Origin of the sequence: Enterococcus sp. 2STP (assembly GCF_032465635.1) — a bacterium.
GTDB lineage: Bacteria > Bacillota > Bacilli > Lactobacillales > Enterococcaceae > Enterococcus_B > Enterococcus_B lactis.
The window spans coordinates 41,919-67,571 of the sequence record NZ_JAWDJH010000011.1 but is presented as its reverse complement, the minus strand read 5'-3'; the positions used below and the strand labels follow the sequence as shown (position 1 = coordinate 67,571).

The following is a 25,653-nucleotide window of genomic DNA, read 5'->3' as shown; positions in this document are numbered from 1 at the left end:
ACTGTAGAGGTAATTTCCTACAGGGACATCTTTTTTTGTTGATTAATCGGGTCATAAGTAGGAAAGAAGGAGCGAAAATGAGAACAACAGGACACGGTCGTTTAGTAGGGATTTATGTAAAACCACCTTGAAAAAGTAGAGAAAATCAGCCAAGATAGATAAGTAAACAAAAGAAAGCGGGAAAAACAATGATAGTAATTATGAAAAAAGAAGCAACGGAAGAACAAGTAAAAAAAGTCGTCGATCATATCGAAAAAGAAGGATTCAAAGTCTCAATCGATCAAGGAACAGAACGAGTAGTGATTGGACTAAAAGGTGATACGCGAAGTTTACAAGAAGGAGCATTTACACGCTACGAAGGAGTAGAAAATGCTGTGCGTATTTTAAACACATACAAATTGACTTCTCGAGAATTCCATCCTGGCAATACAGTCGTGGATGTAGACGGAGTAAAAATCGGTGACGGTAGTTTCGTGACGATGGCTGGTCCTTGTTCTATCGAAGGATTAGACCAAATCAGAGAATGTGCGCGAATGGCCAAAGCCGGGGGCGCAAAAATTCTGCGAGGTGGTGCCTTCAAACCACGTACTTCTCCATATGCTTTCCAAGGTTTAGAAGAAGAAGGATTGAAATACATCCGTCAAGCGGCTGATGAATTTGGAATGAAAGTGATTACTGAAGTGATGGATGAAGGACATATCGACATGGTGGCTGAGTACAGCGATATCTTACAAATTGGCGCACGTAATATGCAAAATTTCAAACTGCTATCTGCTGTCGGTAAAACAGGTAAACCTGTTGGATTGAAACGTGGGATTTCTGGTACGATCAATGAATGGCTTAATGCTGCAGAATACATTGCAGTCGAAGACAAATCTCCTGTCATTTTTATCGAACGTGGGATTCGGACTTACGAAACAGCTACACGTAATACGTTTGATTTAAGTGCTGTCCCATTGATGAAAAAATTAACTCATTTCCCTGTGATCGTTGATCCAAGTCATGGTACAGGTATTTGGGATCTTGTACCACCAATGGCCCGTGCGGGTGTGGCAAGCGGAGCAGATGGCATGATCGTAGAGATCCATCCTGATCCTGCAAATGCTTGGTCAGACGGTCCCCAATCGTTGAATGAAAAGACTTACTCACGCATGATGAAAGAAGTGACGATCATGAAAGAAGCAATGGAAAAGATTCAAACACTCGATTAATATCAGCTTTTTAAAAGAAAGAAGTGAAACGAATGCTTACTGTACATGTTGATAACCAGAAATACGATATTCATATTGAAGAAGGTGCACTAGAACAGACTGGATCATGGCTTCAAACGATTTGGAAGCCTCAAAAAGTAGCTGTGATCACTGATACCAACGTTGCTCCACTGTATGCGGAAAAAATCATGTTCCAATTGAGACAAGCTGATTTTGAACCAGTCCTTTCAATCGTACCGGCGGGTGAGACCAGTAAATCTTTGGAACAAGCAGCTGAGTTATACGATTTTTTGGCAGATAATGATTTTACCCGCAGCGATGGAATACTTGCACTTGGTGGAGGAATGGTGGGTGATCTAGCCGCATTCGTGGCCTCGACGTTCATGCGTGGGATCCATTTCGTTCAACTTCCGACTACGCTACTTGCACAAGTAGATTCTAGTATCGGCGGGAAGACAGCAGTCAATACAAACAAAGCGAAGAACCTTGTCGGAACATTTAGTCAGCCATCTGGCGTATTGATTGATCCTGAGGTTCTAAAGACTTTGCCGGTACGTCGTTTACGAGAAGGAATCGCTGAAATCATCAAATCAGCAGCTATAGCAGATGCAATGCTTTGGCGACAGCTGAATGAGCTGAAAGACGAAAAAGATCTTCTAGAGCATGCTGTTCCAATCATCACTGCTACGTTGAAAATCAAGCGAAAAGTAGTGGAAGAAGATGTCTTTGACCAAGGAAATCGACTTATTTTAAATTTTGGTCATACAATTGGCCATGCAATTGAAAATACAGCAGGATATGGGGTAGTCAGTCACGGAGAAGGAGTAGCTATTGGAATGGTAGCCATCACTTCTCATGCAGAAAAAATCGGCTTGTCTCCAACTGGATCGACAACTGCATTAGAAAGGATACTCCAAAAATTCCACCTGCCGATTACTTACGATCTAAGTCATTCAGAGGAATTATTCCACGCGATAACCCATGATAAGAAAGCAAGAGGAAGCCAATTGAATATCATCTTACTAGAAAAGATTGGGCAAGCAAAAATCGTACCTGTTCCCACAGAGACATTCAAAGATTACTTAGGAGGACTGTAAGATGCGTTATATGACTGCGGGAGAATCCCATGGACCAGAATTAACAGCGATTATTGAAGGACTACCAGCAGGGTTACCTCTATCAGAAGAAGAAATCAATCACGAACTCGCTCGCAGACAAACTGGTTACGGCAGAGGAGGAAGGATGAAGATCGAAAAAGACCGTGTTCGTATCACGTCTGGCATTCGTCACGGCAAAACAATTGGTTCACCTGTCACTTTAGTAGTAGAAAATAAAGATTGGAAAAATTGGACAACTGTCATGTCTGTAGCAGAAGTACCTGAAAAAGACCAATCACTGCGGCGAGTTGCACGTCCGCGTCCAGGACACGCGGATTTGGTAGGCGGTATGAAATACCATCATCGAGATCTTCGGAATGTGCTTGAACGGTCCTCTGCAAGAGAAACGACCATGCGTGTAGCAATCGGCGCAATTGCCAAGAAAATTCTGGAAGAACTTGACATCATCGTAGCCGGACACGTGATTTGTCTTGGTGGAATCCAAGCAGAAATACCTGGAAATATCTCCATTCAAGAAATCAAAGAAATTTCTGAAGCATCAGAAGTACGGGTTGTTGATTCAGCAGTCGAGCAAAGAATAAAAGAACTGATCGATCAGACAAAGAAAAATGGAGACACGATCGGAGGAATTGTAGAAGTGCTCGTTGGAGGCGTTCCAGCTGGATTAGGAAGCTATGTACAATGGGACACGAAGCTAGATGCCAAAATCGCGCAAGCTGTGGTTAGTATCAATGCCTTTAAAGGAGTAGAATTTGGCGTCGGATTCACTGCTGGATCATTACCAGGATCAGAAGTGATGGATGAGATCTTATGGGAAGAAGAACGAGGCTACTTCCGACGTACTAATAATCTAGGCGGCTTCGAAGGCGGAATGACCAATGGCGAACCACTTATTATCCGCGGGGTCATGAAACCCATCCCTACATTGTACAAGCCACTTCAAAGTGTTGATATCGATACAAAAGAACCTTACAAAGCAAGTGTAGAACGTTCGGATAGTACAGCAGTTCCTGCAGCTAGTGTCGTTGCGGAAAATGTTGTAGCCACTGTGGTAGCGACAGAGCTATTGTCAAAATTCCCAAGTGATTCGCTTGTTGAGTTGAGAGCTGCAGTGAAGGAGTACCGTGACTACTTGAAACATTACTAAAAAGGGGGCAAATAAGATGGCACAACATGTTTTTATCGTGGGGCTTGGACTGATTGGTGCTTCTATGGCACTTTGTATTCGTCAGACCAATCCAGAACTGATAGTAGTTGGTTGGGATAGTCAGTCAAAAACCCGTGAGCAAGCAGTAGAACAGCAGATCGTTGATTACGTTGCAAATGATTTTGAAACAGGTGCAGAACAAGCAGACGTTATCTTATTAGCCGTTCCCGTCCGTACAACCTTAGCTTATCTTGATGTCCTTGAAAGAATCAACTTGTCTGATCACGTCATCATTACGGATGTCAGCAGTACGAAGCAGCAAGTCGTGACATCCGCTGAGCAGAAAAATCTTCGGTTTGTCGGTGGACATCCAATGGCTGGTTCTCATAAATCAGGTATACAGGCAGCAGATGCTAAACTATTTGAAAATGCCTATTACATCTTTACACCTTTGGAAAAGACGAAAAAAGATGTTGAAAAACTGCAAGAACTATTTTGCGGAACCAAGGCAAAATATGTGACTCTTACAGCAGAAGAACATGACCGTATAACAGGAATGCTAAGTCATTTTCCACATATTCTGGCAGCTGGTTTAGTCAATCAGGCAGAACAATTCAATCAAGAATATCCGCGAGCCAAACAACTGGCAGCAGGAGGCTTTCGAGATATCACTAGGATCGCTTCCTCGGATCCTGTCATGTGGACAGATATTTTGTTGAGCAATAAGCAGATATTATTGGAACGATTGGCAGATTGGCAACAAGAAATGACACAAATAGCAGAATGGATCATGACTGAGAACCAATCGGAAATCTTTTCTTTTTTCAATCGGGCAAAAGAAAGTCGAGACCAGTTGCCTGTCCATAAGCAAGGCGCGATTCCTGCCTTTTTTGATTTATTTATCGATGTGCCAGATGAGCCTGGCATTATTGCAGAAGTAACTGGACTGATTGGAAAAGCGGGAGTTTCTTTGATCAATTTGAAGATCCAAGAGACGCGAGAAGATATTGTAGGAATACTGCAAATCAGTTTCAAAAATCAACAGGATTTGTTACAAGCAAAAAGAACCATTATATCTAATACCAGTTATCATTGCTGGATCAAATAGGAGGCTGGATAAATGCGATTATTACAACAAATACATGGATTAAGAGGGACTGTTAGGATACCAGCAGATAAATCGATTTCTCATCGCAGCATCATGTTTGGAGCAATTGCGGAAGGAACGACGACTATACAAAATTTTTTGCGCGCAGAAGATTGTCTGAGTACTTTACATGCCTTCCAACAATTAGGCGTCGAGATCGAAGAAGAGGAAGAGGTGATCAAGATTCATGGTCGCGGTAGCCACTCCCTTGTCCAACCAACTGAACCCATCGACATGGGAAACTCCGGTACGACGAGTCGTTTATTGATGGGTATTTTGGCTGGACAGCCTTTTACAACGACTCTGTTCGGTGATGCTTCGTTGTCTAAGCGTCCAATGGGGCGAGTGATGGAACCTTTACGCGAGATGGGTGCTGACTTGCAAGGAAAGGAAAATGACCAGTATCTACCAATCACTGTGACAGGAACCCGCTCTTTATCACCTATCCGATACAATATGCCTGTAGCTAGTGCACAGGTCAAATCTGCTTTGCTGTTTGCGGCACTACAAGCAGAAGGTACATCCGTAATCGTTGAGAAAGAACGTTCCCGTAACCATACGGAAGAAATGATTCGTCAATTTGGTGGAAGGATCACAGTGGAAGATAAAACAATCATGGTGACAGGACCGCAAAAATTAACCGGTCAGCAGATAACTGTTCCAGGTGATATTTCATCAGCTGCATTCTTTCTAGCAGCAGGACTTCTTGTTCCGGAAAGCCAGCTGTTGTTAAAAAATGTCGGGGTCAATCCAACAAGGACCGGTATCTTAGATGTGCTGGAGGAGATGGGCGCAGCGATTACCCAGACGAATCACAATGAACAGAACCAATCGGCTGATTTAAGTGTCAAGACGAGTCATTTGAAGAAAGCAATGATTGGTGGAGAAATCATTCCGCGTCTGATTGATGAACTGCCCATTCTAGCTTTAGTGGCTACTCAAGCAGAAGGAATCACGATCATCAAAGACGCAGAAGAATTAAAAGTAAAAGAAACCAACAGAATTGATGCGGTGGCAGAAGAATTGCAAAAAATGGGGGCAAAGATAAAAGCAACAGCAGACGGTTTGATCATCCATGGACCAACACCTCTGCATGGCGCAAAAGTTTCCAGCAGAGGCGATCATCGAATCGGGATGATGCTGCAAGTAGCTGCTCTGATAGCTGATGGACCTTGCGAACTAGAAGGAGCCGAAGCCGTTTCAATCTCTTATCCGGCATTTTTCGACGATTTAACAGAACTTGTGTCAGGAGGAGAAGCTCATGGCTAGCATTTTGCTGATTGGTTTCATGGGCGCTGGAAAAACAACGATCGGTAAAGGGTTAGCTCAACGTTTACAAAAAGAGTATGTAGATTTAGATACAAAGATTGAGGAATATATCCAATTGTCGATTGCCGAATATTTCCACTATTACGGTGAAAACAGCTTTCGAAAAGTGGAGTCAAAGGTTTTAAGAAAGCTGTCAAATGAAGATAAAATTATCGCGACTGGTGGAGGAATCGTCCAATGTGCTGCCAATCGGCAATTTTTACAAACGCAGCCAATTGTTCTTTACTTAGAGGCAGAAGCAGATTGTCTAATCGATCGTATCCAACAAGATAAAACGTCTATTCGACCGTTAGCTCTTGGAAAAACAAGAGAAGAAATAAAAGCCTTATTGGCACAACGACTTTCCTGGTATGAAGAGAGTGCGACACATCGAATCAACACGACCAATCAAACACCAGAAAAGATCATCGATACCATTATAGAAAGGATCAAAAGCATATGAATGTCAGCTATCTAGGGCCAGAAAGTTCGTTCACTTATCAGGCGGCTTGCCAGCTATTTCCTACAGAACAATTGACTGCGTATGCTTCGATCCCTGCTTGTTTGCGCGCGTTGTTTCGCAAACAGGTCGATCTGGCTGTCGTTCCTGTAGAGAATTCATTGGAAGGATCTGTTCGTCACACAATCGATCTTCTTTCCAAACATCCAGAAGTCGAAGTTAAAAGTGAAATCGTTCTTCCTATCAAGCAGCAGCTTTTAGGCAATGCAGCAACAAAGATTACAAAAATCCTTTCTCATCCCCAAGCACTAGCACAATCACAACAGTTTTTAGAAACGCATTATCCTAATGTTCCTTTAGTAGCAACAGAATCAACAACTGCTGCAGCAATGTATGTAGCAGAACATCCGAAAGAAGACGCAGCAGCGATTGCTTCATTAGAAACAGCACAGCATGTTGGATTGGAGATCTTAGCTGAGAATATCCAAGACAATGAGTTGAACCAGACACGTTTTTGGATCGTCGGTGACCGAAAGATGACCAGCCAACAGTCAGCTCCAGTAAAAATGAGTGTCATCTTGACCCTACCTGCTAATCGGCCAGGGATGCTTCATAAAATGCTGGCAGCTTTTGGCTGGCGGGAGATCAACTTAAGTAAGATTGAATCCCGACCATTGAAAACTAGCTTGGGAGAATATTTTTTCGTAATCGATTTGTTATTGGACCGCCCAATGGCATTAGTAGAGAATGCGCTCCAAGAAATCAAGATGCTCGGAGGAAAAAGTCAAATATTAGGCTGTTATCCAGTATTGACAGTAGAATAGACGCGTAGATGAAAGTCAAGAATACTGATTGATTGATTTAACTTAAAAATAAAAAAATCAGCGCTTGGCTATTCTTTATTTTTAATATTCTGATTGGTTTTTAAGAAGAAGCGGGAGACAAATCGTTACAGTCGTTCCTGTCCCAATCACTGATTGGATCGTTAAGCCATATGCATCTCCATACATTAGGCGTATCCGCTCATCTACATGACTGATGCCGATTCCTGAAAAATGATCATTTTTTTGTTTGGTATTTTCAGTATCGAAGCCATCGCCGTTATCAATCACTTCGAATAAAAGAAGCTGATTTTTTGTTTTGCCGTACACCGTGATGAATCCTTGCGTTTTATTGTGAAAAGCATGAAGATAGGCGTTTTCGATAATTGGTTGAAGGATCATATTCGGCATAGATAATGTCTGCAGTTCATCAGGAATCATTATTTTAGCCGAGATTCTTTCGCCATATCGCATACTCAAAAGATCGATGTAACTTTGTACGCTTTTGATTTCTTCCTTGACTGGAATCACTTCTTCTTTTTTCCCAATCGTACTTCTTAGTAAAGTAATGAAACTGTCGATTCCTTGAACTGCTTCATCTGTTTTTTGCTGCCAAATCAAAAATTTCAAGCTAGTCAGCGTATTATAAATAAAATGGGGCTGTATCTGTGCTTGCATAGTCTGGATTTCAAGCGAACGTTTCTTCTTTTCGTCTTGGATCGTCTGTTCATAATGATGCTGCGCATTACTTAGCAATTGATTGATCGTATTCCCTAGCATTTGGACTTCATGGCTTCCTTGCACAGGAACAGTAGCTTTTAAGCCATCTTCCTCTAGCCATTTTAGCGAATCAATCAAGCGGTAGATCGATTTTGTGTGTCGATCCAAATACATAAATACCAATGAGCCAGCAAAAACAAGTGTCACGATATTATACAAAATAATGGGGAAAATCACGCCCATTTGGTTAGACAAAGAATGAAGATCGACTTGGCTGAGTAATGTACAATGCTGGCGGTACAGAGGAAGACGGGTCAACTGCTGTCCATTTGAAATGACTGTTTCACCTACTGTTAGTTTTTTGAAAATCATTGATCGGCTCCCAATTGTATTTTCTTCATTTGATGCGATGATCGTCTGTTCTTCGTTCATGAAGGAGATCTTCGATATCTCGGGATTTACTACAGATTGAAAAAGATTCGCTAGTTGCTGGGATGAGATCGATAAAACAGCATATCCGTAAACGTGATTCAATGTGTTTTTCAGTTTTTTGACAAAGAAGACGCTGGGCGCTTTCTTATCGCGAAGAGTCAATCCGTATTGTGCAAAAAGCATTTGTGTATCAGCAGCACGTTCATTCACTCTCTGGGCAATCGCAGATTGAAAAAAAGAATCGGCAGATACGGCAGTGAGCATATCGTTTCCGACAAAAGTTCTTCCATTTTCTCCAAAGATCAACACATCGTAATCGATCATTGGATGGATTTTTGAAAGAGAGTCATTCATTTTTTGGATCGTTCTTAGCTGCTGAAGCTGTTCCATATGTTGGACTGGACCATTGGAAAAATAGCTTTCGACAGCTGGGTTGGAATCAAAAGCGGCTAATGTATTCTCGATTGCATCATTTAAGCTTTCAAATTCAGATTGGATCTTTTTTAGTACCACATCATTCGATTGATTGAACAGCTGGATATAGGCATCCCTTGATCGATGATAAATAAACAAAGAGATGACGATGGCCTGCAGAAAAAGACCGATGAACAAAATGAACAGAAGTTTGGTAAAGAGTTCATGCTCTTTGATTTTTTTTCTCATTTTACAAAAGTTCCTTTACGGTATTGAGAAGGTGTCATTCCTGTCTCTTCTTTAAAAACTCTGGAGAAATAACCCAGTTCGGTATAGCCGACCTTCTCACAGATTTCCGTCAAAGTAAGCCGTGTTTCCGTTAAAAAGAGCTTGGCTTTACTAATACGGACTTTTTTTAGATATTTTGAAAAGTTGATACCAAATTTTTCAGTAAAGATAGCTGAGAGATAGCTATATGAAAAATGATATTTTTCGGATAGAAGTTGTAAATTGATTTCTTTCTCATAATTTTCCTGGACGAACTCGTAGATCAAAGTCAAGATATCGAAATTGTCTTTTATTGCATTTGCAGAAAAGTGGGTGAGTTTCTCAAGTGTTTCTTTGACAAGAATAGAAAAATCTTCCAAGTACTCAGCATCGGCTAATAAAGAAGGAAGGGCGATCTTGAGCAAAGAAAGTTCTTCATTCCCAACATATTCGTCAGCCAAAGCGTTGAGTAATGCATAGAAACGATTGATTGCTTCATGTTTCAAATAAGCTGGATCAATAGGCTGTTCCAATATTGTCGTGAAGAAACCCTCAAGTTCTTTGACAGCTAAAGCGTAGTCTTTATGAACGATTTTTGTTAAATAGCTACTTGCTTGCTGCTCGTGGTTGGTTGATAACGGAAGAAGTTCATGCTGATAAGCAAGGTTTTTTCCCTTATGATAGAAACGTTGTCCTTTGGTGCAATTTCTGATCTCTTGGAATATTTCATTGATATCTTGGATTGCAAAAGAATCAGAAACAACAAAAAAATCATCTGGAAAAATTTCTTGACGAAACTTTTGAACAAACTTTCTAAGCGTATCTTTGGAATCAGTATTGATCACATAGCCGGATTCTTCCGAAAAGGTAGAAAAAGGATAAATAGTAAACGAATCGTCGCTATCCATCAACGAATGGATGATCGTCTGTTTTTGTTTAGAGCCTTGTTTTGAACTGAATGGCCGTTTTTCGGTATATAACAGAAAAAACAAGGTGTGTTCAAAAAGAAGAGGGTCAAGCAATGGACGAGTTTGTCCAGCAATCTGCTGTGAAAGATTCTCGCAGATCTGCTCATAACGATCGGTGATTGGGCTTTTGTTGGGCTTTTTTTTGATTTTTTGTGAAACGGCAGTTAAGGAATTTAGAAAAAAATCAGGACTCAATCGAGGCTTTAAAAGATAATCAGCGACGCCTTCTTTAAAAGAATCTTTAACCATATCAAATTCATCATAGCTAGAGAGGATAAGGATCTGTGTTTCAGGTTGTTGCTGTTTTAATAGCCGCGATAATTCGATCCCATTTAGTTCAGGCATCATTACATCTGTGACCACGATATCGATTGCATGTACCAAAGAAAAATCAAGCGCTTTCAACGGGCTGGAAAAAGTCCCTATTAATTGAAACCCGTGCTCAGACCAATTGATCAACTGTTTCATTCCGTCTAAAATCGTCTGTTCATCATCGATAAGAATTACGCGTATTGGCATTTTTTTACCCGCCTTAAGAATAGTCTTGTAATTTAAAAATACTTATTTCTAGGAGAAAATGCAAGGATATTTTTATTTTAAAGAAACCTCCACCCTTTCAATCTTTGGTCTAGATGCTAAGATTATTCCTTTTGTCATAGTTGATTTGTATTTTTTTATTATTTTAGGATAAATTTTTGAAGTATCTGAATAATAAAGAAACCGTTTTCAAATTTTGGTATGATGAATGTAGTAAACATAAACAACTAATGGATGGAAAAGGAGCGGATAAAAATGAACATCAGAAAGTTAATTGCTGGAGTCGTTTGTTTAGCGGCAGCATCAGGTTTCTTAACAGGATGCGGAAGTGCTAGTAGTACAGCAGACAACGAAGAAAAAGTCACTGTCTGGGCGTGGGATGAGACATTCAATATCAAAGCAGTGAATGAAGCAAAAAAAGTTTATGAGAACGAAGAAACAGAGATAGAAGTTGTTACGATGTCTCAGGATGATATCGTTCAGAAACTGAACACCGCTTTAGCAAGCGGGAATACAGAAGGATTACCCAATATCGTCTTGATTGAAGATTATAGGATACAAGGCTATTTGACTTCTTATCCAGATGCATTCGCTGATTTGTCTGCTATTGTAAAGGAAGATCATTTTGCACCATATAAATTTGCAGTAAACAAAGTAGGAGAAAAAATATACGGTGTTCCTTTCGATTCGGGCGTAACAGCAAACTTCTATCGTACGGATCTGATGGCTGAAGCAGGATATACTGAAGAGGATATGGAGAATCTGAAGTGGGACGAGTATATTCAAGTGGCGCGAGATGTCAAAGAAAAGACGGGAAAGAAAATCGCTGAAGTCAATCCTTCTGATCTTGGTCGAGTAAGAATGATGATGCAACAGGCGGGAGAATGGTATACGTCCAAAGATGGGGAGACGGTCACGATCCAAGACAATGCATCTTTAAAGTATGGTCTTGAATTATTTGCCACTCTTTTGAAAGAAGACCTAGTCGAACAAACTTCTGACTGGAATGCTGGAGTAACTGCGATACAATCAGGAGCAGTAGCTTCTAGCCCAACTGGCGCTTGGTATTCTTCAACGATCCAAGGAGCAGAAGACCAATCTGGAAAATGGAAGATTGCGCCAATACCTGCACTACCAGAAAATTTACAAAAAGCGCAAGCTTCTAACCTTGGCGGAGCTGGTTGGTATGTGCTCAAAGGAGTAGCTGGAGAAGAATCAGCGAAAGATTTCCTCGAAGCAACGTTTGCATCGAATGAAGAACTGATGGGCACTCTTGCGAAAGAAATCGGGCTGGTGTCTACGATGCTTAGTGCAAATGAACAAGAAGCTTATCAAGAAGCTTCAGAATTTTACAGTGGCCAAAAGGTCTTTGATGATTTTTCCAAATGGACATCAGAAATTCCAGAAGTGAATTACGGACATGAGACCTATGCAATTGAAGCAGTCGTAGCCGAAGCTCTTCATCGAATCATCAATGGAGAAGAGACAGACAAGGTACTAGCAGATACACAAAAACAAGTAGAAGCACAGTTGGCTAATTGATTGGTGATAAAAAAGCAAATTTCTTTGCTTTTTTATCAGACAACCGAAAAGACAAAAAAGATGGCGGCTGCCTTACAGACGTTGTCTTTCTTGTCTTTTCAAGTAAACAATCAATGATAGAATTGGAGGGAAAAGAATGAAGCAGAAAGATTTATTCAAAAACGGGCATGCTTTTTTAATCTTGCCAGTCATTTTGATATCGATCATGGTTTTTATTCCGATGGTTTTGGCTTTGATCACGTCTTTTCAAAGTGGTCCCCCTGTCAATATGACATTTAACGGATTAGGTAATTATCAGCGGATGCTGACAGATGCTACTTTTAAAAAAGCTTTTTTCAATACGTTCCTGTATTTACTAGTTCAAGTACCAATCATGCTGTTTCTAGCGCTTTTTATTTCCAACCTTTTAAATGATAAAAAGCTGAAATATAAAGGGTTGTTTCGAACAGCTATTTTTCTTCCGTGTATCACTTCGATGGTCAGTTATTCTCTGATCATGAAAAGTCTATTTTCTCAATCTGGACTTGTAAACAACTTGTTGTTGGGCATTGGTATGATTGATACACCGATTGGCTGGCTGACTCATCCAATTTGGGCGAAAGTTCTGATCATTCTTTCGATCACTTGGCGTTGGACTGGATACAATATGATTTTTTTCCTTTCAGGCATGCAAAATATTGATTCGGAGATTTATGAAGCAGCATCTATTGACGGTGCTTCTAAATGGCAGCAGTTTATCAAAGTGACGATCCCGAATTTAAAACCGATCATTTTGTTTACTTCCATTACTTCGACGATCGGGACATTGCAGCTTTTTGATGAAGTACAAAATATTACTGGCGGGGGTCCAGCAAATGCAACGACCACCTTGTCTCAATATATCTATAATTTGAGTTATAAATTCACGCCTAATTTTGGATATGCGGCAGCAGTTTCCTTTGTTATTGTTGCCTTTATTGTGATATTGTCGATAATCCAAACGAAAGTAGGAGGAGAGAGTCGATGAAAAGCATGGTAGAAAAAGAAACGATCGCACATCCCAACGTCAAAAAACAAGCCTTAGGACTTCGTTCGGCAATTGGGTCAGCATTAAAATATACAGCATTAAGCATCCTATCATTTATTTCCATTTTCCCTTTTGTCTGGATGATTCTGGGAATGACGAATACACCCGTGGATATCACATCGGGAAAAATAAAGATTGGCAGTAACTTGATCATCAATTTTCAAAATTTGTTTTTCAATGAACTGAATTTTACTCGTTCCCTTTGGAATTCAGCAATGATCGCTCTAGTGACCACTGTGTTTGCATTGCTGATTTCGTCAATGGCAGGATATGGATTTGAGATTTATCAAAGCAAGCGAAAAGACTTGATTTTCAATATTCTACTGCTATCGATGATGGTTCCTTTTGCGGCATTGATGATTCCTTTGTATCGAATGTTTTCACAATTGAACGGAACGATTTTGGGAATCAATAGTTTCTTAGTTGTAATCTTACCATCTATCAGCACTGCTTTTTTGATCTTCTTCTTCCGACAAAATGTTAAATCCTTTCCAAAAGATCTAGTAGAAGCCGCTCGATTAGACGGTCTAAAAGAACTAAGTATTTTTTTTAGAGTATATATGCCGACGGCTAAAAATACCTATGCAGCGGCAGCAATCATCACATTCATGAGCAGCTGGAACAATTATTTATGGCCCTTAGTGGCTTTGCAGTCTCCTGATAAACGGACGGTTCCGCTTGTTTTATCTGCTATGGGTGCTTCCTATACACCAGACTATGGAATGATCATGGCTGGATTAGTCATTGCTACTTTACCAACTGCCATCGTATTTTTTGTTTTGCAAAAGCAATTCGTTCAAGGAATGATCGGCTCTGTAAAATAAAAAACAACAGTAAGTGCGTCCCTACAAAGTCATCTTTTCCAAGTAAAAAGATACTTTTGGGACGTGTGTTATTTTATGGCGAGAAAAATTAAATGATAACGTTTTAAATTTATACTCGAAAACTCTTTCATTTTAAGGTAAACTTAAAGAGTAAAGGAGGAGGATACATGCTAAAAAATTTTAAAGAAGTGATTGCTGCCATATTGCCGATGACCGTCCTGATTGTCATTTTAACGTTTGTTTTTGCGCCGTTAGAAGGAGAAGACCTCGCTTCATTCTTGGTAGGTGCGGCTATCATGATGATCGGAATGACGCTCTTTTTGTTTGGGGCAGACTATTCCATGATGGAAGTCGGAGATCTAGTAGGGAAATATATGATCAAAAAGAAAAGTTTGGCTGTTTTGGTCAGTTTGGGGTTTGCTATCGGGATCGTGATCACGATTGCCGAACCTTCCGTGCAAGTTTTGGGACAACAAGTATATGATATATCTGACGGAGAGATTGGCAGAGTGTTGCTGATTGGGATCGTCAGCGTTGGCACTGGAGTATTTCTAGCCTTTGCGCTGCTTCGGGTCGTATTCAAGCTATCCTATTATCAATTGATGGCTATAGGCTACATAGGCGTTTTGATCGCCTCGTTTTTCACTAGTTCCGAATTCATGCCGATTGCTTTTGATTCGGGGGGAGTGACTACTGGTCCAGTAACTGTTCCATTTATCTTGGCCCTTGCCGGAGGGATGACTAGTATGATCAAACAAAAGAAAAATGAAAATGACAGCTTTGGAATGGTTGGTATTGCTTCATTAGGGCCAATTCTTGCCGTAATGATTTTGGGGGTGATCTTCCAATGAGTTTCTGGCAGCAAGTGATAGATGGTATCGAGATCGTTACTATGGAAGTTATTTTAGCAGTGGCACCTATCGTGATTCTATTTGTTTTGATGAATATCATTAGTTTTCGTATGCGCAAGAAGCGTTTCTTTGACATTATGAAAGGCTTCTTGATAACGACTATTGGGTTGATTCTTTTCCTGCACGGAGTCAATATGGCTTACGTTCCGGTAGGACAGCATTTAGGTAGTACGATCGCTGGATTGCCCTATAATTATATATTGGTTCCCCTTGGCTTTTTGATGGGGTTCCTAGTAGGGTTTGCTGAGCCGGCGATTCATGTAATGGTCAAACAGGTTGAAGAATTGAGTGAAGGGAGGATCCGGTCGAAAATCATGCTGATGGTGATTTCGATTGGGATTGGCGCAGCAGTAGGATTGTCTATGTGGCGTTTGCTCATCGGATTCTCTCTTTATTATTTCTTGATCCCAGGATATGGGCTAGCATTTATTTTAGGACGAAAAGTGGACAAGATCTTTTTAGCAATGGCTTTTGACAACGGTGGAGTAGCAACGGGTCCGATGTGTTCGACATTTATTTTATCAATGAGCGTGGCGATCGCTGCACAAATTGAGGGAAGAGATCCGATCATTGATGGGTTTGGTGTGGTTGCAATGATTGCATTGACACCAATATTATCCACTTTAGTACTAGGATATATTTATAAACGAAAAGATGAAAAAGACAGAATCGAAAAAGAAAGATTGCGAAAATTGGGGGAAAGCAAATGAAAGATCTTGTAGCATTGAATCTTCACATGATTGTGACGATCGTGGACGGAGGAACAGGTGAAGATGTCATCGACTTTTCAAAAGAAGCAGGTGCAGCTGGCGGAACGATCTTGCATGGTCGTGGTTCTGGTGTACATGATTCAGGGAAATTTTTAGGTTTGGACATCTCGCCAGAAAAAGATGTTGTTTTGACATTAGTACCAGATAGTTTGACGAATCAAGTGATGGATGCGATTGGTCAAGGCATCAACATCGATGTTCCAGGTAACGGGATTTGTTTTAGTATTGATGTAGATAAAGTAATTGGTATCACTAAGATTCATCAGTATCGGGAAATTATCGGGATGCAGGAACTTTTGGATGAAACTAACGATAGAGAAAATCCTGAATCATAGACAAGCATTTGAAGAAGAAATAAACCTAAACAAGAAGGCGGATGAACGTTATTTCCGCTTTTTTGTTTATGTTTTTTTCGTGAATACTTATGAAATAGTAAATTTTTATGAAATTCTTCTCTAAGCATCAGACTTTCTTTTCAAAATATGCTATTTTAAAAATGATGAAAAAAGGGGGAGAAAAATGAATTTTTTAGTTGTTTTAAAAGATACTCTGATTGAGCGGTCAACATTTCTATATGTTCAATTGCAGGAAAATAAAACATTGCTGCATTTTTCACCAGAGTTCCATCTAGAGGGACTAACATTAGGAGAAATTTATCAAGCAGAAGGGCTATCGGCTGTTTTGCACTTTTTTGAGGCAGAATTGGAATTACCGGTAAAAGATTATATCGAGCTTTCTCTTGAATCTTGGGATCGAGCAGTCGTTGAGCTATTCCCAGAAGGTTTGATGATCGATACGAACGATGAGAAGATTCATTTGACTGCAGCAGAACTACAGAAACAAATGCGTTATCAAATAGATGATGAAAATTCTTTTTCTATTTTTAGACGTCAGCAAAAGATTCTAAAAAGCTTTTTAAAAGTAATCAGTAAAAAACGGAATTTGATCAAAACGACTCAACTGTTGAAAAAATATCCAAATCTGCTTCATACGTCCATTCAATTCCCTCAATTGATTACGATGATCCATCGTTTTATACGTATGCAACAGCTACCATCTAAGAAGCTGTTTTTGCCATTGACGGACACATTCCGTGTAGTCAACAGAGAAGATAAAAAGAAAGTGATTGTGATCGACTTTACCAGAAATCGGAATGTCCTTCATCAAGTCGCAATGGAAAAGGCCAATTAAGGCTTTTTCTTTTTTGATTTTTTTGTCATAATGAATGATAGATGATGGAGGAGATAACAGGATGCAAACATGGTTAGAAAGACTGATACGGTTTCAGCAGAACTATCAAAAACTTATGCAGGGAAGATATGCAAAATTTGATCAATTGAATCGTGTTCTATTGATTATCGCACTTTTTTTTAGTTTACTAAGTCGGTGGTTGCCATATAGGATCGGGCAATTGTTGTTCATCGTCTTTTTCGGATGGATGCTATTTCGTTTTCTATCAAAAAAAATCTATCCTAGACTAAATGAAAATCAACGTTATTTGGAATATTTTGATAAAGTCAAAGAAAAATATCATCAGATGAGAAACAAAAAGCAAGCTAAAACGGAACGAAAAAGCTATACTTTTTTTGAGTGCCCGAATTGTCATCAAAAGCAGCGTGCGCCTAGAGGAAAAGGACGAATACGCGTGACATGCAAAACATGTGGCATAAAATTCGAAACGAATGTTTAAGGGAGAAAAAAATGAAATTAGTATTATTGCGTCATGGCGAAAGCGAAGCAAATTTTGAAAATTACTGGACAGGGTGGCTAGATGTCGCCTTAACAGAAAAAGGAAAAGAACAAGCAGCAGTAGCCGGTCAAAAAATGTATGAAGCCGGTCTTCAATTCGATGCGGTTTACACCTCTGTTTTAAAACGCGCGATTCTTACCGGTCAAGTCGCACTAGAAGAAATGGGGCAGTTGTGGCTTCCTATAGTAAAAACATGGCGTCTGAATGAACGGCACTATGGGGATCTTGTTGGTAAAAACAAGGATCAGATGAAAGAAATATACGGAAAAGATCAAGTAAAGAAATGGCGCAGAGGATATACAGAAGTTCCGCCGTTAACTGCAGAAAACCGATTTGACCGCAGATATGATCATTTGGATCCACATTTGATTCCGTACGGAGAAAGTCTAGAAATGACAGTGAATCGGATCATTCCTTTGTGGCAAGATCAACTGGCACCAAAACTGAAAGATCGGAAAGATTTACTAGTTGTGGGTCATGGGAATAGCATCCGAGCACTGACAAAATATTTAGAAAATATTCCTGAGGATCAAATGGATACAATTGATATCCCGAACGCACAACCAATCCAATATACATTAGCAGACGATTTGACGATTCTAGAGAAAACAATACTTTAATCAACGTATTTATCTATAGTGAAAGATAGAAAAAAGAAGCAAAGGAATGGAACAAAAAGAACATGAAAAATTATATATGGGACTTTGATGGGACATTGTTTGATACGTATCCCGCAATGGTAGATGGTGCATGGCAAGCACTAAAAGATTTTGGTATCAGTATGGATAAAAAAGAAATCTACTTCAAAATGAAAAAATATTCCACCAGTTATTTGATCAATGAATCAAATTTGGACGCCAATGAATTTAATGAATGGTTTCATCGGTATGAGAAAAAAAGCAAGGAAGCTTCCCGTCCATTTCCAGAAACGAAACAAGTACTTGAAAGTCTAAAAATCAATGAAGGACGTCACTTCATCTTGACCCACCGTTTGACAGAATCGACATGGGAACTGCTGAAAGAGTATCAATTAGCCCATCTGATTGAGGAAGTAGTAGGGATTGATCAGGATTTTCCTCGTAAACCGAATCCAGCATCGTTAAATTATTTGATCGATACTTTTCATTTAGAAAGAACAGACACGATGATGATCGGCGATCGCCGTTTAGATATCGAAGCGGGGAAAAACGCAGGAGTCGTTACTTGTCTTTACGATATCGATCATTTTCTGGGGGAGATTCCTGCAGATCATGTGGTAGGAAATTTGAATGAAATCCTCTCCTTGCAGAGTAACGTAAAAAAATAGTATCCCCTTACAAAGGAGATATGTTATAATTTTTATAAAGGAGTGATAAAATTATATGGAAATCAGAAGACAAAAAGAAGTAGTAGAAGCATTTCATTATGATATGAGATTACCGAACCAAGAAGTAGAAACAGATTTGAAAGTGGGCTTCTCGCCTTTGAAAGAAACGATCGAAAACTATCCGAAAGAACATAGCATCGTAGGAGCACGCTTAGAGTTCCGTTTAGTGTTTGATACATATGTTTTATCTGGAAGTGTGAGTCAGATCAATCATATCCTCAATCGGAAAATTGAAGGTCAAAATGATGTCACACAAGAAGAGGTGGACGAGCTAGTAGCACCGTTATTCGATATCGTACGCCGGATGTCTTATGAGGTGACAGAGATCGCCTTGGATCAGCCTGGGGTAAAATTGAATTTTCAATCAGAAAAACAAGAATAGACAGTAAAAACATACCTGCGATAGTTTTAATCTATCACAGGTATGTTTTTTTATTACTAATTGTAAGCAAAAAGAATGTCATTTCGATAAAAATCGTCTAAAATGTAAAAAGTCACTGAAAAAAATTTTTCAGGAGGATGGTTGAAGAATCATTCTCGGGAACCTTTACTTCCTTCGATGGACTTGTCATTAATAATATGAGGAGGAGAAAAATGACAACACTCATCACAGTTTTAGTGGTTCTAGTTTTTGCGGCATTATTATATGTGTTCTATCGTATGCAAAAGCGCCATACAAAATTTTCAACACGCGTCTTTACAGCATTAGGAGTTGGTATCGTCTTTGGCGGTCTGCTTCAATTGATTTTTGGTGTAGAAGACAAAGTCGTTACTCAATCAATGGAATGGATCGGGATCGTAGGACAAGGGTATGTATCATTCTTGCAAATGCTAGTTATGCCTCTAGTGTTCATTTCAATCATTGGTGCATTCACAAAAATGAAAGTTTCTGAAAAGCTGGGGAAAATTAGTGCAACTGTACTGACTTCTTTACTTGGTACAACAGCTATTGCAGCATTGATCGGAATCGGTTCAACGATGCTGTTCGGTCTTCAAGGAGCTAAATTCACACAAGGAGCAGCAGAAACAGCACGGATCTCTGAATTGGCGACACGTCAGGAAACGGTTGAAAACTTATCGATTCCGCAGCAGATTTTATCCTTTATCCCTAAAAACGTATTTGCTGATTTAGCAGGTAGCCGTGCAACTAGTACGATTGGAGTCGTTATTTTTGCAGCTTTTGTCGGTATCGCTTATCTAGGTGTGAAAAGAAAAGCGCCAAAAGAAGCAGCATTCTTTTCAGATCTAGTCGACAGTCTGTATAAAATCATTATGCGGATCGTGACGCTTGTTCTGCGTTTGACACCATATGGGGTATTTGCTTTGATGACAAACGTTTTGGCAACAAGTGATTTTGCGGCTATCGTCAATTTAGGTAAATTTGTCGTTGCATCTTACGTAGCATTGCTTGCTGTTTTGATTGTCCACTCACTGATTTTGATTGGTGCCAAAGTCAATCCAATCAACTATTTCAAAAAAGCTTTTCCAGTATTGAGCTTTGCGTTTACTTCACGTTCAAGTGCCGGAGCCTTGCCATTGAACATCGAGACTCAGACAAAAGCTTTAGGAGTAGACGATGCAACAGCTAACTTCTCAGCAAGTTTTGGTTTGTCTATTGGACAAAACGGCTGTGCTGGTGTTTATCCAGCTATGTTGGCAACGATCGTCGCACCAGCGGCTGGAGTGAATGTCTTTAGTTTGGAATTTATTTTGATGCTTGTGGCGATTGTAACAATCAGTTCTTTTGGTGTAGCTGGAGTCGGTGGGGGCGCAACATTTGCTTCACTGATCGTTTTAGGGGCAATGAACTTGCCAGTAGCAATTGTTGGGTTAGTTATCTCTGTTGAACCATTAATCGATATGGCACGCACAGCAGTAAACGTCAGCGGTAGCATGGTAGCTGGTATCGTGACAAGTGCACGCATCAAAGATTTAGATCGCGATGTCATCAATGATGATTCTAAAGTGATCGATGTGAATGCATAGTTAAAAACATACTAAGATTAGAGGGGAACATCATTGATAAATGATATTCTCCTCTCTTAGTATGTTTTTTTATTCATTCCATATAAGTACAAAATATTTATTCCGAAAAGTGAAAGCCTAGATAACAAAAACAACCAACTTATTTATTATTAAAGAAAAGCGTATTTAAGTAGGACGATTCTGTTGAGAGCTTTCGTAGATTTTCCCATTTTCCTATGGTAAACTGACAAAGTTGGGAATGTTAGAACAGATCGTTTAGGAGGAAACAGATGTTTACGAATGAAATAAAAATCATGCTTTATGTGGACGATGTAGAAAAAAATGCAGCGTTTTGGAGAGCAATTGGCTTTGCGGAAAAAGATCGTCAAGAAATGGATGGGACGCTTGTAATTGAAGTAGGAGTTGAGGACAGTCAAACCTCATTCGTGTTATATGATCGAGCGTTTGTTGAGTCCCATTCACCTGGCACAGCTACTAGTGCCCCATCTTTGATGTTTTACAGCAAAGATATCTTTGGACTATATAAAAAAATGCAGACGCAATCAGTCACATTAGGTGATATGGTACAGCTTGGAGAAGAATATGTCTTCAACTTTGCTGATCCTGATGGCAATTACTTTGCGGTTACAGGTAAATAATAGAAACAAAGACTTTGTTTTTCTGTGCAAAACAGGAAAGCGAAGTCTTTTTAATTCAAATAATAATATTATGTAAACAAAAAAACGCATGCGTAATTATACACAAGCAAATAAATCGTCAAATGCGAACGCCTTCTTTATACTGTTTAGGAACGAAAAGAAGGAAGGAAGAAATACATGGATTATCAAGTACTGCTTTATTACAATTATACAAAAATAGAAGAACCAGAGGAATTTGCCAAAAATCATTTAGCCTTTTGCAAATCTTTGGATCTTAAAGGTCGTATTCTAGTAGCTGAAGAAGGAATAAATGGTACTGTGTCTGGAACCGTTGAAAACACGACTGCCTATATGGAAGCAATGAAAGCTGATCCTCGATTTGCTGATACGATGTTCAAGATCGATCCAAGCGAAGGACATGCCTTTAAGAAGATGTTTGTAAGATACCGTCCAGAGCTTGTAAGTTTAAAGCTAGAAGAGGACATTGATCCAAACCAAGTGACAGGTGCTTATCTTTCACCGCAAGAATTTAAAGAAGCTATTTTAGACGAACAGACAGTGGTGATTGATGCACGGAATGATTATGAATATGACTTGGGGCATTTTCGAGGGGCTGTACGCCCAGATATACGCAGTTTTCGAGAGCTTCCAGACTGGATTCGCGAGCACAAAGAAGAATTTATGGAAAAACGGGTAGTGACCTACTGTACTGGTGGTATTCGTTGCGAGAAGTTTTCTGGTTGGCTTGTCCGTGAAGGATTCAAAGATGTCGGACAGCTGCATGGCGGTATTGCTACTTATGGTAAGGATCCTGAAGTTAAAGGGGAATTATGGGACGGCAAGATGTATGTGTTTGACGAACGGATCGCTGTCGATATCAACCAAGTAGATAAACAAATCGTCGGTCGCGACTGGTTTGACGGAACACCATGTGAACGATATATCAATTGTAGCAATCCTGAGTGCAATCGTCAGATTCTTGCTTCTATTGAAAATGAAGAAAAACATTTAGGAGCATGTAGCGTAGAGTGTGCGAAACATCCACGCAACCGCTATGTTCAAGATCATGGAATCTCTCCAGAAGAAGCAGAACTGCGATTTGCAGCTTTAAATAAATAGAAAACAATAGTTTTGATTGTCGACCATTTCCGATATGCGCTATACTATCGTTGAGGATGGTGATCCACATGAAATCATTGATTTATGCTATTGGCGATGTCCATGGTAAATATGATCTTTTTGAAAAACTTATTCACTATTATGATCCGACGATCCATCAGCTTGTTTTATTAGGAGATCTCAATGATCGAGGACCTCGTACAAAGGAATGTTTTCTATTAGGAAAGCAATTAGTCGAAAAAACAGGAGCCATTTATCTCCGGGGCAACCATGAAGAATATTTTTTGCAATTTCTGCAAGCGCCGGAAGACTGGTATGCGCCTTATATCAGAAATGGTGGAAAAGAAACATTTGAAAGCCTACTTCACCCAGGTGCGTCGGAGGAATACTCCCCGACTGAAATCTCAATGATGATCCAATCAAGATACCCAGAACTGATTGAATTTTTAGTCCAGCGCCCCTTGTATTATGAATGGGAAAATTATCTGTTTGTCCATGCTGGAGTGGATTTGACAAAGAAAGACTGGCGTAAGACAAGTCCAAGAGACTTTATTTGGATACGGGAACCCTTTCATGAAGGGAAAAACAATACAGGTAAGACAATTGTATTTGGACATACGATTACACCAATGCTCCATGGAGATATGCAGACAACAGACCTCTGGATTCAGGATCATAAAATCGGAATGGACGGTGGAGCTGTATTCGGAGGGTCATTGCATGGGGTTGTTTTTGACAAGGAAGGTATCCTTCAAGACATTGAATATCAGAACAACAAAGGATCTTGGCAAGGAATCTGACGAATGGAAAGAATGAAGGAGCTGCGACTTTGTTGCGGCTCTTTTTATTTGTATAGAGAATATTGTTTCTTTCAGCAGTTTAACCCATGATAAAAAGTATGATAGAATAAAGAAGCAATTTTTAGCAGAAAAGAGGCATTTTAATGACGGAAAATTTGAACCAGACAATCATTCAGCTTGTACAAAAAGAGCTTTCAGACTATCGTCCCAAGCAGTTGACGACTGTACTTAATTTGTTAAATGAAGGAAACACCGTTCCTTTTATCGCGCGTTATCGAAAAGAAATGACGGGAAGTCTTGATGAAGTCCAGATTCGTGAAATCGAAGAACGGTATGCCTATCTTGAAAACTTAGAAAAACGAAAAAACGAAGTGATTCGGCTGATCGATGAACAAGGGAAGCTGACCCCTGAGTTAGAAACAGAAATCACGCAATCCGTAAAAATGCAACAAGTGGAAGATTTATATCGTCCATACAAACAGAAACGACGGACAAAAGCAACGATTGCTAAAGAAAAAGGACTTGAACCACTCGCGCTGTGGCTGATGCAGCTTACAGATGGAGAGGTGCAATCGGAAGCAGAAAAATATATCGATAAAGAAAAAGAAGTCTCTTCTGCTGAAGAAGCGTTGCAAGGTGCGCATGAGATCATTGCTGAACAAGTCAGCGATAATGCAAAATTTCGGACTTGGATTCGGTCTTATACGTATAACAAAGGCATGTATGTCAGCCAAGTCAAGGATGAGCAAGCAGATGAAAAAGGCGTATACGAAATGTATTATGACTTTGCAGAACCTGTCCATAAAATGGTTTCTCATCGGATATTGGCCACTAATCGAGGAGAAAAAGAAGAGGTTCTCAAAGTATTCCTTCAAGTAGACGAAGCAGCAATTTTAGCTTACTTGGATCGCCAATTAGTGAAAAATCCTGCCTCTCCTTCTTCTTCCTTTGTAAGAGAAGCCTATCAAGATAGTTATAAACGCTTTATACAGCCGGCAATCGAGCGAGAACTGCGTAATGAATTGACTGAAAAAGCGGATGAGCAAGCCATCGCTATTTTTGGAGAAAATCTTCGCAATCTTTTGTTGCAACCACCGCTAAAAGGTAAAGTCGTACTGGGATTTGATCCTGCCTATCGTACTGGATGTAAACTAGCAGTCGTAGATGCGACAGGAAAAGTTTTGGCAATCGAAGTCATTTATCCGCATAAACCTGCAGCACAAGCGAAAAGGGAAGCTGCTGGTCCAGCTTTTATCCAATTGATCAATCAATATCAAGTAGATATGGTAGCTATCGGGAATGGAACAGCCAGTCGGGAATCAGAACTTTTTGTGGCTGAGCAATTGAAATCAGCCGACCATAAAGCCTATTACGCCATTGTTAATGAAGCTGGCGCTTCTGTTTACTCCGCTAGCGAAATTGCACGAAAAGAATTCCCGCATCTACAAGTAGAAGAAAGAAGTGCTGTTTCTATTGCCCGTCGTCTGCAAGATCCTTTAGCTGAATTAGTCAAGATCGATCCTAAAGCTGTCGGTGTAGGACAGTACCAACATGATGTTTCTCAAAAACGTTTGGCTGAACAATTGGATTTTGTCGTGGAAACAGCGGTCAACCAAGTAGGCGTGGATGTGAACACGGCTAGTCCACAGCTCTTGCAGCACATATCAGGATTGAATAAAACGACTGCCCAAAACATTGTCAGTTATCGTGAAGAAAATGGAGAATTTACTGCACGAACTCAGCTGAAAAAAGTGCCACGTTTAGGACCAAAAGCATATGAACAAGCAATCGGCTTCTTGCGAGTTCCTGGCGGGAAAAACATTTTGGACAACACCGGTATCCATCCCGAAAGTTATTCTATTGCGAAAGACATATTAATGACCGTCCATCTTTCAGAAAAAGAGCTTGGGACAGAAGAAGCAGTAGAAAAATTGACACGGTTATCCGCGGAGAAACTGGCTGAAAGTTTATCAGTCGGAGAAGAAACGTTAGCCGATATTTTAGCTGGGCTGACACAACCTGGACGAGATATGCGTGATGAGATGCCAGCGCCCCTATTGCGTACAGATGTGTTGAGTATGGAAGATTTGAAACCAGGGATGGAATTGACTGGAACGGTCCGTAACGTCATCGACTTCGGCGCATTTGTCGATATCGGTGTGAAACAAGACGGACTTGTCCATATTTCAAAACTTAGCAAAAAATTTGTCAAGCATCCTACAGACGTCGTGTCAGTCGGAGATATCGTGACGGTTTGGATAGAACAAGTTGATACGAAAAAAGGCAGAATCAGTTTGACGATGCTTTCCCCTTATGAAGAGTAACAATGAG

General features: G+C 40.0%; 25 protein-coding genes and 1 pseudogene. 23 read left to right on the top strand and 3 right to left on the bottom strand.

The window, feature by feature from the left end; all coding sequences use genetic code 11:
- The first annotated feature begins 188 nt into the window (after positions 1 to 188).
- The 7 genes from aroF to pheA are packed head-to-tail and all read left to right on the top strand — an operon-like array spanning position 189 to position 7,215.
- Positions 189 to 1,211 (top strand): 3-deoxy-7-phosphoheptulonate synthase, encoded by a 1,023-nt coding sequence (gene aroF / locus RWU19_RS03365; RefSeq protein WP_002313693.1) that lies wholly within the window; start codon positions 189 to 191, stop codon positions 1,209 to 1,211.
- 32 nt (positions 1,212 to 1,243) lie between these two features.
- Positions 1,244 to 2,308 carry a 3-dehydroquinate synthase gene (aroB, locus tag RWU19_RS03360; protein WP_123837832.1) on the top strand — a complete coding sequence of 355 codons (1,065 nt, stop codon included), beginning with the start codon at positions 1,244 to 1,246 and terminating at the stop codon, positions 2,306 to 2,308.
- Position 2,309: 1 nt separating this feature from the next.
- Positions 2,310 to 3,476: a chorismate synthase gene (aroC, locus tag RWU19_RS03355; protein ID WP_123837831.1), complete on the top strand. Its 1,167-nt coding sequence runs from the start codon at positions 2,310 to 2,312 to the stop codon at positions 3,474 to 3,476.
- 16 nt (positions 3,477 to 3,492) lie between these two features.
- Positions 3,493 to 4,584, top strand: coding sequence for a prephenate dehydrogenase (locus tag RWU19_RS03350; RefSeq protein ID WP_316002799.1), 1,092 nt, complete (start codon positions 3,493 to 3,495; stop codon positions 4,582 to 4,584).
- Positions 4,585 to 4,596: 12 nt separating this feature from the next.
- A complete protein-coding gene (aroA, locus tag RWU19_RS03345) occupies positions 4,597 to 5,892 on the top strand; it encodes a 3-phosphoshikimate 1-carboxyvinyltransferase (RefSeq protein WP_123837829.1) in 1,296 nt (431 codons plus the stop codon).
- Entirely contained in the window at positions 5,885 to 6,394 is a 510-nt protein-coding gene (locus tag RWU19_RS03340) for a shikimate kinase (RefSeq protein ID WP_123837828.1), read from the top strand. Before aroA ends, RWU19_RS03340 begins: the two co-directional genes overlap by 8 nt.
- Positions 6,391 to 7,215 carry a prephenate dehydratase gene (pheA, locus tag RWU19_RS03335; protein WP_123837827.1) on the top strand — a complete coding sequence of 275 codons (825 nt, stop codon included), beginning with the start codon at positions 6,391 to 6,393 and terminating at the stop codon, positions 7,213 to 7,215. Before RWU19_RS03340 ends, pheA begins: the two co-directional genes overlap by 4 nt.
- An 81-nt stretch (positions 7,216 to 7,296) precedes the next feature.
- On the opposite strand, the gene RWU19_RS03330 is transcribed toward pheA, so the two are convergent.
- The 3 genes and pseudogenes from RWU19_RS03330 to RWU19_RS03320 form a co-directional block, all read right to left on the bottom strand.
- The gene (locus tag RWU19_RS03330) at positions 7,297 to 9,027 is read right to left on the bottom strand and encodes a sensor histidine kinase (protein ID WP_123837826.1); all 1,731 of its coding nucleotides are present in this window, start codon (positions 9,025 to 9,027) and stop codon (positions 7,297 to 7,299) included.
- Positions 9,024 to 9,953 carry a helix-turn-helix domain-containing protein gene (locus tag RWU19_RS03325; protein WP_257243301.1) on the bottom strand — a complete coding sequence of 310 codons (930 nt, stop codon included), beginning with the start codon at positions 9,951 to 9,953 and terminating at the stop codon, positions 9,024 to 9,026. Before RWU19_RS03325 ends, RWU19_RS03330 begins: the two co-directional genes overlap by 4 nt.
- A 318-nt stretch (positions 9,954 to 10,271) precedes the next feature.
- A pseudogene (locus RWU19_RS03320) lies at positions 10,272 to 10,481 on the bottom strand (response regulator); the annotation flags it as partial.
- A 324-nt stretch (positions 10,482 to 10,805) separates the two neighbouring features.
- On the opposite strand from RWU19_RS03320, the gene RWU19_RS03315 reads away from it, so the two are divergent.
- From RWU19_RS03315 to RWU19_RS03240, 16 genes are all read left to right on the top strand, one after another.
- Complete coding sequence (locus RWU19_RS03315) at positions 10,806 to 12,092, top strand: ABC transporter substrate-binding protein (protein ID WP_123837824.1); 1,287 nt, start codon at positions 10,806 to 10,808, stop codon at positions 12,090 to 12,092.
- A gap of 136 nt (positions 12,093 to 12,228) precedes the next feature.
- Positions 12,229 to 13,098: a carbohydrate ABC transporter permease gene (locus tag RWU19_RS03310; RefSeq protein ID WP_002329276.1), complete on the top strand. Its 870-nt coding sequence runs from the start codon at positions 12,229 to 12,231 to the stop codon at positions 13,096 to 13,098.
- The gene (locus RWU19_RS03305; protein WP_123837823.1) at positions 13,095 to 13,982 is read left to right on the top strand and encodes a carbohydrate ABC transporter permease; all 888 of its coding nucleotides are present in this window, start codon (positions 13,095 to 13,097) and stop codon (positions 13,980 to 13,982) included. Before RWU19_RS03310 ends, RWU19_RS03305 begins: the two co-directional genes overlap by 4 nt.
- Before the next feature lie 167 nt (positions 13,983 to 14,149).
- Positions 14,150 to 14,833, top strand: a complete 684-nt coding sequence (locus RWU19_RS03300) for a DUF1538 domain-containing protein (protein ID WP_002292009.1) — start codon at positions 14,150 to 14,152, stop codon at positions 14,831 to 14,833.
- Positions 14,830 to 15,603 (top strand): DUF1538 domain-containing protein, encoded by a 774-nt coding sequence (locus tag RWU19_RS03295; RefSeq protein ID WP_123837822.1) that lies wholly within the window; start codon positions 14,830 to 14,832, stop codon positions 15,601 to 15,603. Before RWU19_RS03300 ends, RWU19_RS03295 begins: the two co-directional genes overlap by 4 nt.
- Positions 15,600 to 15,998: a P-II family nitrogen regulator gene (locus tag RWU19_RS03290; RefSeq protein ID WP_002292005.1), complete on the top strand. Its 399-nt coding sequence runs from the start codon at positions 15,600 to 15,602 to the stop codon at positions 15,996 to 15,998. Before RWU19_RS03295 ends, RWU19_RS03290 begins: the two co-directional genes overlap by 4 nt.
- A 184-nt stretch (positions 15,999 to 16,182) precedes the next feature.
- The gene (locus tag RWU19_RS03285) at positions 16,183 to 16,854 is read left to right on the top strand and encodes a hypothetical protein (protein WP_002327855.1); all 672 of its coding nucleotides are present in this window, start codon (positions 16,183 to 16,185) and stop codon (positions 16,852 to 16,854) included.
- 61 nt (positions 16,855 to 16,915) lie between these two features.
- Positions 16,916 to 17,353, top strand: a complete 438-nt coding sequence (locus RWU19_RS03280) for a hypothetical protein (RefSeq protein WP_002319123.1) — start codon at positions 16,916 to 16,918, stop codon at positions 17,351 to 17,353.
- An 11-nt stretch (positions 17,354 to 17,364) separates the two neighbouring features.
- Positions 17,365 to 18,033 (top strand): 2,3-bisphosphoglycerate-dependent phosphoglycerate mutase, encoded by a 669-nt coding sequence (locus tag RWU19_RS03275; protein ID WP_002329270.1) that lies wholly within the window; start codon positions 17,365 to 17,367, stop codon positions 18,031 to 18,033.
- Positions 18,034 to 18,095: 62 nt separating this feature from the next.
- Positions 18,096 to 18,719: an HAD-IA family hydrolase gene (locus RWU19_RS03270; RefSeq protein WP_123837820.1), complete on the top strand. Its 624-nt coding sequence runs from the start codon at positions 18,096 to 18,098 to the stop codon at positions 18,717 to 18,719.
- A gap of 55 nt (positions 18,720 to 18,774) precedes the next feature.
- A complete protein-coding gene (locus RWU19_RS03265; protein ID WP_002291995.1) occupies positions 18,775 to 19,161 on the top strand; it encodes a DUF1149 family protein in 387 nt (128 codons plus the stop codon).
- Between the two features lie 212 nt (positions 19,162 to 19,373).
- The gene (locus RWU19_RS03260; protein WP_002306552.1) at positions 19,374 to 20,765 is read left to right on the top strand and encodes an L-cystine transporter; all 1,392 of its coding nucleotides are present in this window, start codon (positions 19,374 to 19,376) and stop codon (positions 20,763 to 20,765) included.
- A gap of 269 nt (positions 20,766 to 21,034) precedes the next feature.
- Complete coding sequence (locus RWU19_RS03255; RefSeq protein WP_002374534.1) at positions 21,035 to 21,403, top strand: VOC family protein; 369 nt, start codon at positions 21,035 to 21,037, stop codon at positions 21,401 to 21,403.
- Positions 21,404 to 21,580: 177 nt separating this feature from the next.
- Positions 21,581 to 22,522, top strand: a complete 942-nt coding sequence (locus tag RWU19_RS03250; RefSeq protein ID WP_002327859.1) for a rhodanese-related sulfurtransferase — start codon at positions 21,581 to 21,583, stop codon at positions 22,520 to 22,522.
- Between the two features lie 68 nt (positions 22,523 to 22,590).
- Complete coding sequence (locus RWU19_RS03245; protein ID WP_123837818.1) at positions 22,591 to 23,322, top strand: metallophosphoesterase family protein; 732 nt, start codon at positions 22,591 to 22,593, stop codon at positions 23,320 to 23,322.
- Positions 23,323 to 23,465: 143 nt separating this feature from the next.
- Positions 23,466 to 25,646 carry a Tex family protein gene (locus RWU19_RS03240; protein WP_002319129.1) on the top strand — a complete coding sequence of 727 codons (2,181 nt, stop codon included), beginning with the start codon at positions 23,466 to 23,468 and terminating at the stop codon, positions 25,644 to 25,646.
- Positions 25,647 to 25,653: the final 7 nt, after the last annotated feature.

What these genes read in the sequence shown, in the direction of transcription:
- aroC (WP_123837831.1), top strand. Translation starts at nt 2,310, where the DNA reads ATGCGTTATATGACTGCGGGAGAATCCCATGGACCAGAATTAACAGCG.
- RWU19_RS03255 (WP_002374534.1), top strand. Translation starts at nt 21,035, where the DNA reads ATGTTTACGAATGAAATAAAAATCATGCTTTATGTGGACGATGTAGAA.
- RWU19_RS03265 (WP_002291995.1), top strand. Translation starts at nt 18,775, where the DNA reads ATGGAAATCAGAAGACAAAAAGAAGTAGTAGAAGCATTTCATTATGAT.
- RWU19_RS03240 (WP_002319129.1), top strand. Translation starts at nt 23,466, where the DNA reads ATGACGGAAAATTTGAACCAGACAATCATTCAGCTTGTACAAAAAGAG.
- RWU19_RS03280 (WP_002319123.1), top strand. Translation starts at nt 16,916, where the DNA reads ATGCAAACATGGTTAGAAAGACTGATACGGTTTCAGCAGAACTATCAA.
- RWU19_RS03310 (WP_002329276.1), top strand. Translation starts at nt 12,229, where the DNA reads ATGAAGCAGAAAGATTTATTCAAAAACGGGCATGCTTTTTTAATCTTG.
- RWU19_RS03270 (WP_123837820.1), top strand. Translation starts at nt 18,096, where the DNA reads ATGAAAAATTATATATGGGACTTTGATGGGACATTGTTTGATACGTAT.
- RWU19_RS03250 (WP_002327859.1), top strand. Translation starts at nt 21,581, where the DNA reads ATGGATTATCAAGTACTGCTTTATTACAATTATACAAAAATAGAAGAA.
- RWU19_RS03305 (WP_123837823.1), top strand. Translation starts at nt 13,095, where the DNA reads ATGAAAAGCATGGTAGAAAAAGAAACGATCGCACATCCCAACGTCAAA.
- aroA (WP_123837829.1), top strand. Translation starts at nt 4,597, where the DNA reads ATGCGATTATTACAACAAATACATGGATTAAGAGGGACTGTTAGGATA.
- RWU19_RS03290 (WP_002292005.1), top strand. Translation starts at nt 15,600, where the DNA reads ATGAAAGATCTTGTAGCATTGAATCTTCACATGATTGTGACGATCGTG.
- RWU19_RS03330 (WP_123837826.1), bottom strand. Translation starts at nt 9,027, where the DNA reads ATGAGAAAAAAAATCAAAGAGCATGAACTCTTTACCAAACTTCTGTTC.
- aroB (WP_123837832.1), top strand. Translation starts at nt 1,244, where the DNA reads ATGCTTACTGTACATGTTGATAACCAGAAATACGATATTCATATTGAA.
- aroF (WP_002313693.1), top strand. Translation starts at nt 189, where the DNA reads ATGATAGTAATTATGAAAAAAGAAGCAACGGAAGAACAAGTAAAAAAA.
- RWU19_RS03275 (WP_002329270.1), top strand. Translation starts at nt 17,365, where the DNA reads ATGAAATTAGTATTATTGCGTCATGGCGAAAGCGAAGCAAATTTTGAA.
- RWU19_RS03245 (WP_123837818.1), top strand. Translation starts at nt 22,591, where the DNA reads ATGAAATCATTGATTTATGCTATTGGCGATGTCCATGGTAAATATGAT.
- pheA (WP_123837827.1), top strand. Translation starts at nt 6,391, where the DNA reads ATGAATGTCAGCTATCTAGGGCCAGAAAGTTCGTTCACTTATCAGGCG.
- RWU19_RS03315 (WP_123837824.1), top strand. Translation starts at nt 10,806, where the DNA reads ATGAACATCAGAAAGTTAATTGCTGGAGTCGTTTGTTTAGCGGCAGCA.
- RWU19_RS03325 (WP_257243301.1), bottom strand. Translation starts at nt 9,953, where the DNA reads ATGGATAGCGACGATTCGTTTACTATTTATCCTTTTTCTACCTTTTCG.
- RWU19_RS03300 (WP_002292009.1), top strand. Translation starts at nt 14,150, where the DNA reads ATGCTAAAAAATTTTAAAGAAGTGATTGCTGCCATATTGCCGATGACC.
- RWU19_RS03260 (WP_002306552.1), top strand. Translation starts at nt 19,374, where the DNA reads ATGACAACACTCATCACAGTTTTAGTGGTTCTAGTTTTTGCGGCATTA.
- RWU19_RS03350 (WP_316002799.1), top strand. Translation starts at nt 3,493, where the DNA reads ATGGCACAACATGTTTTTATCGTGGGGCTTGGACTGATTGGTGCTTCT.
- RWU19_RS03340 (WP_123837828.1), top strand. Translation starts at nt 5,885, where the DNA reads ATGGCTAGCATTTTGCTGATTGGTTTCATGGGCGCTGGAAAAACAACG.
- RWU19_RS03285 (WP_002327855.1), top strand. Translation starts at nt 16,183, where the DNA reads ATGAATTTTTTAGTTGTTTTAAAAGATACTCTGATTGAGCGGTCAACA.
- RWU19_RS03295 (WP_123837822.1), top strand. Translation starts at nt 14,830, where the DNA reads ATGAGTTTCTGGCAGCAAGTGATAGATGGTATCGAGATCGTTACTATG.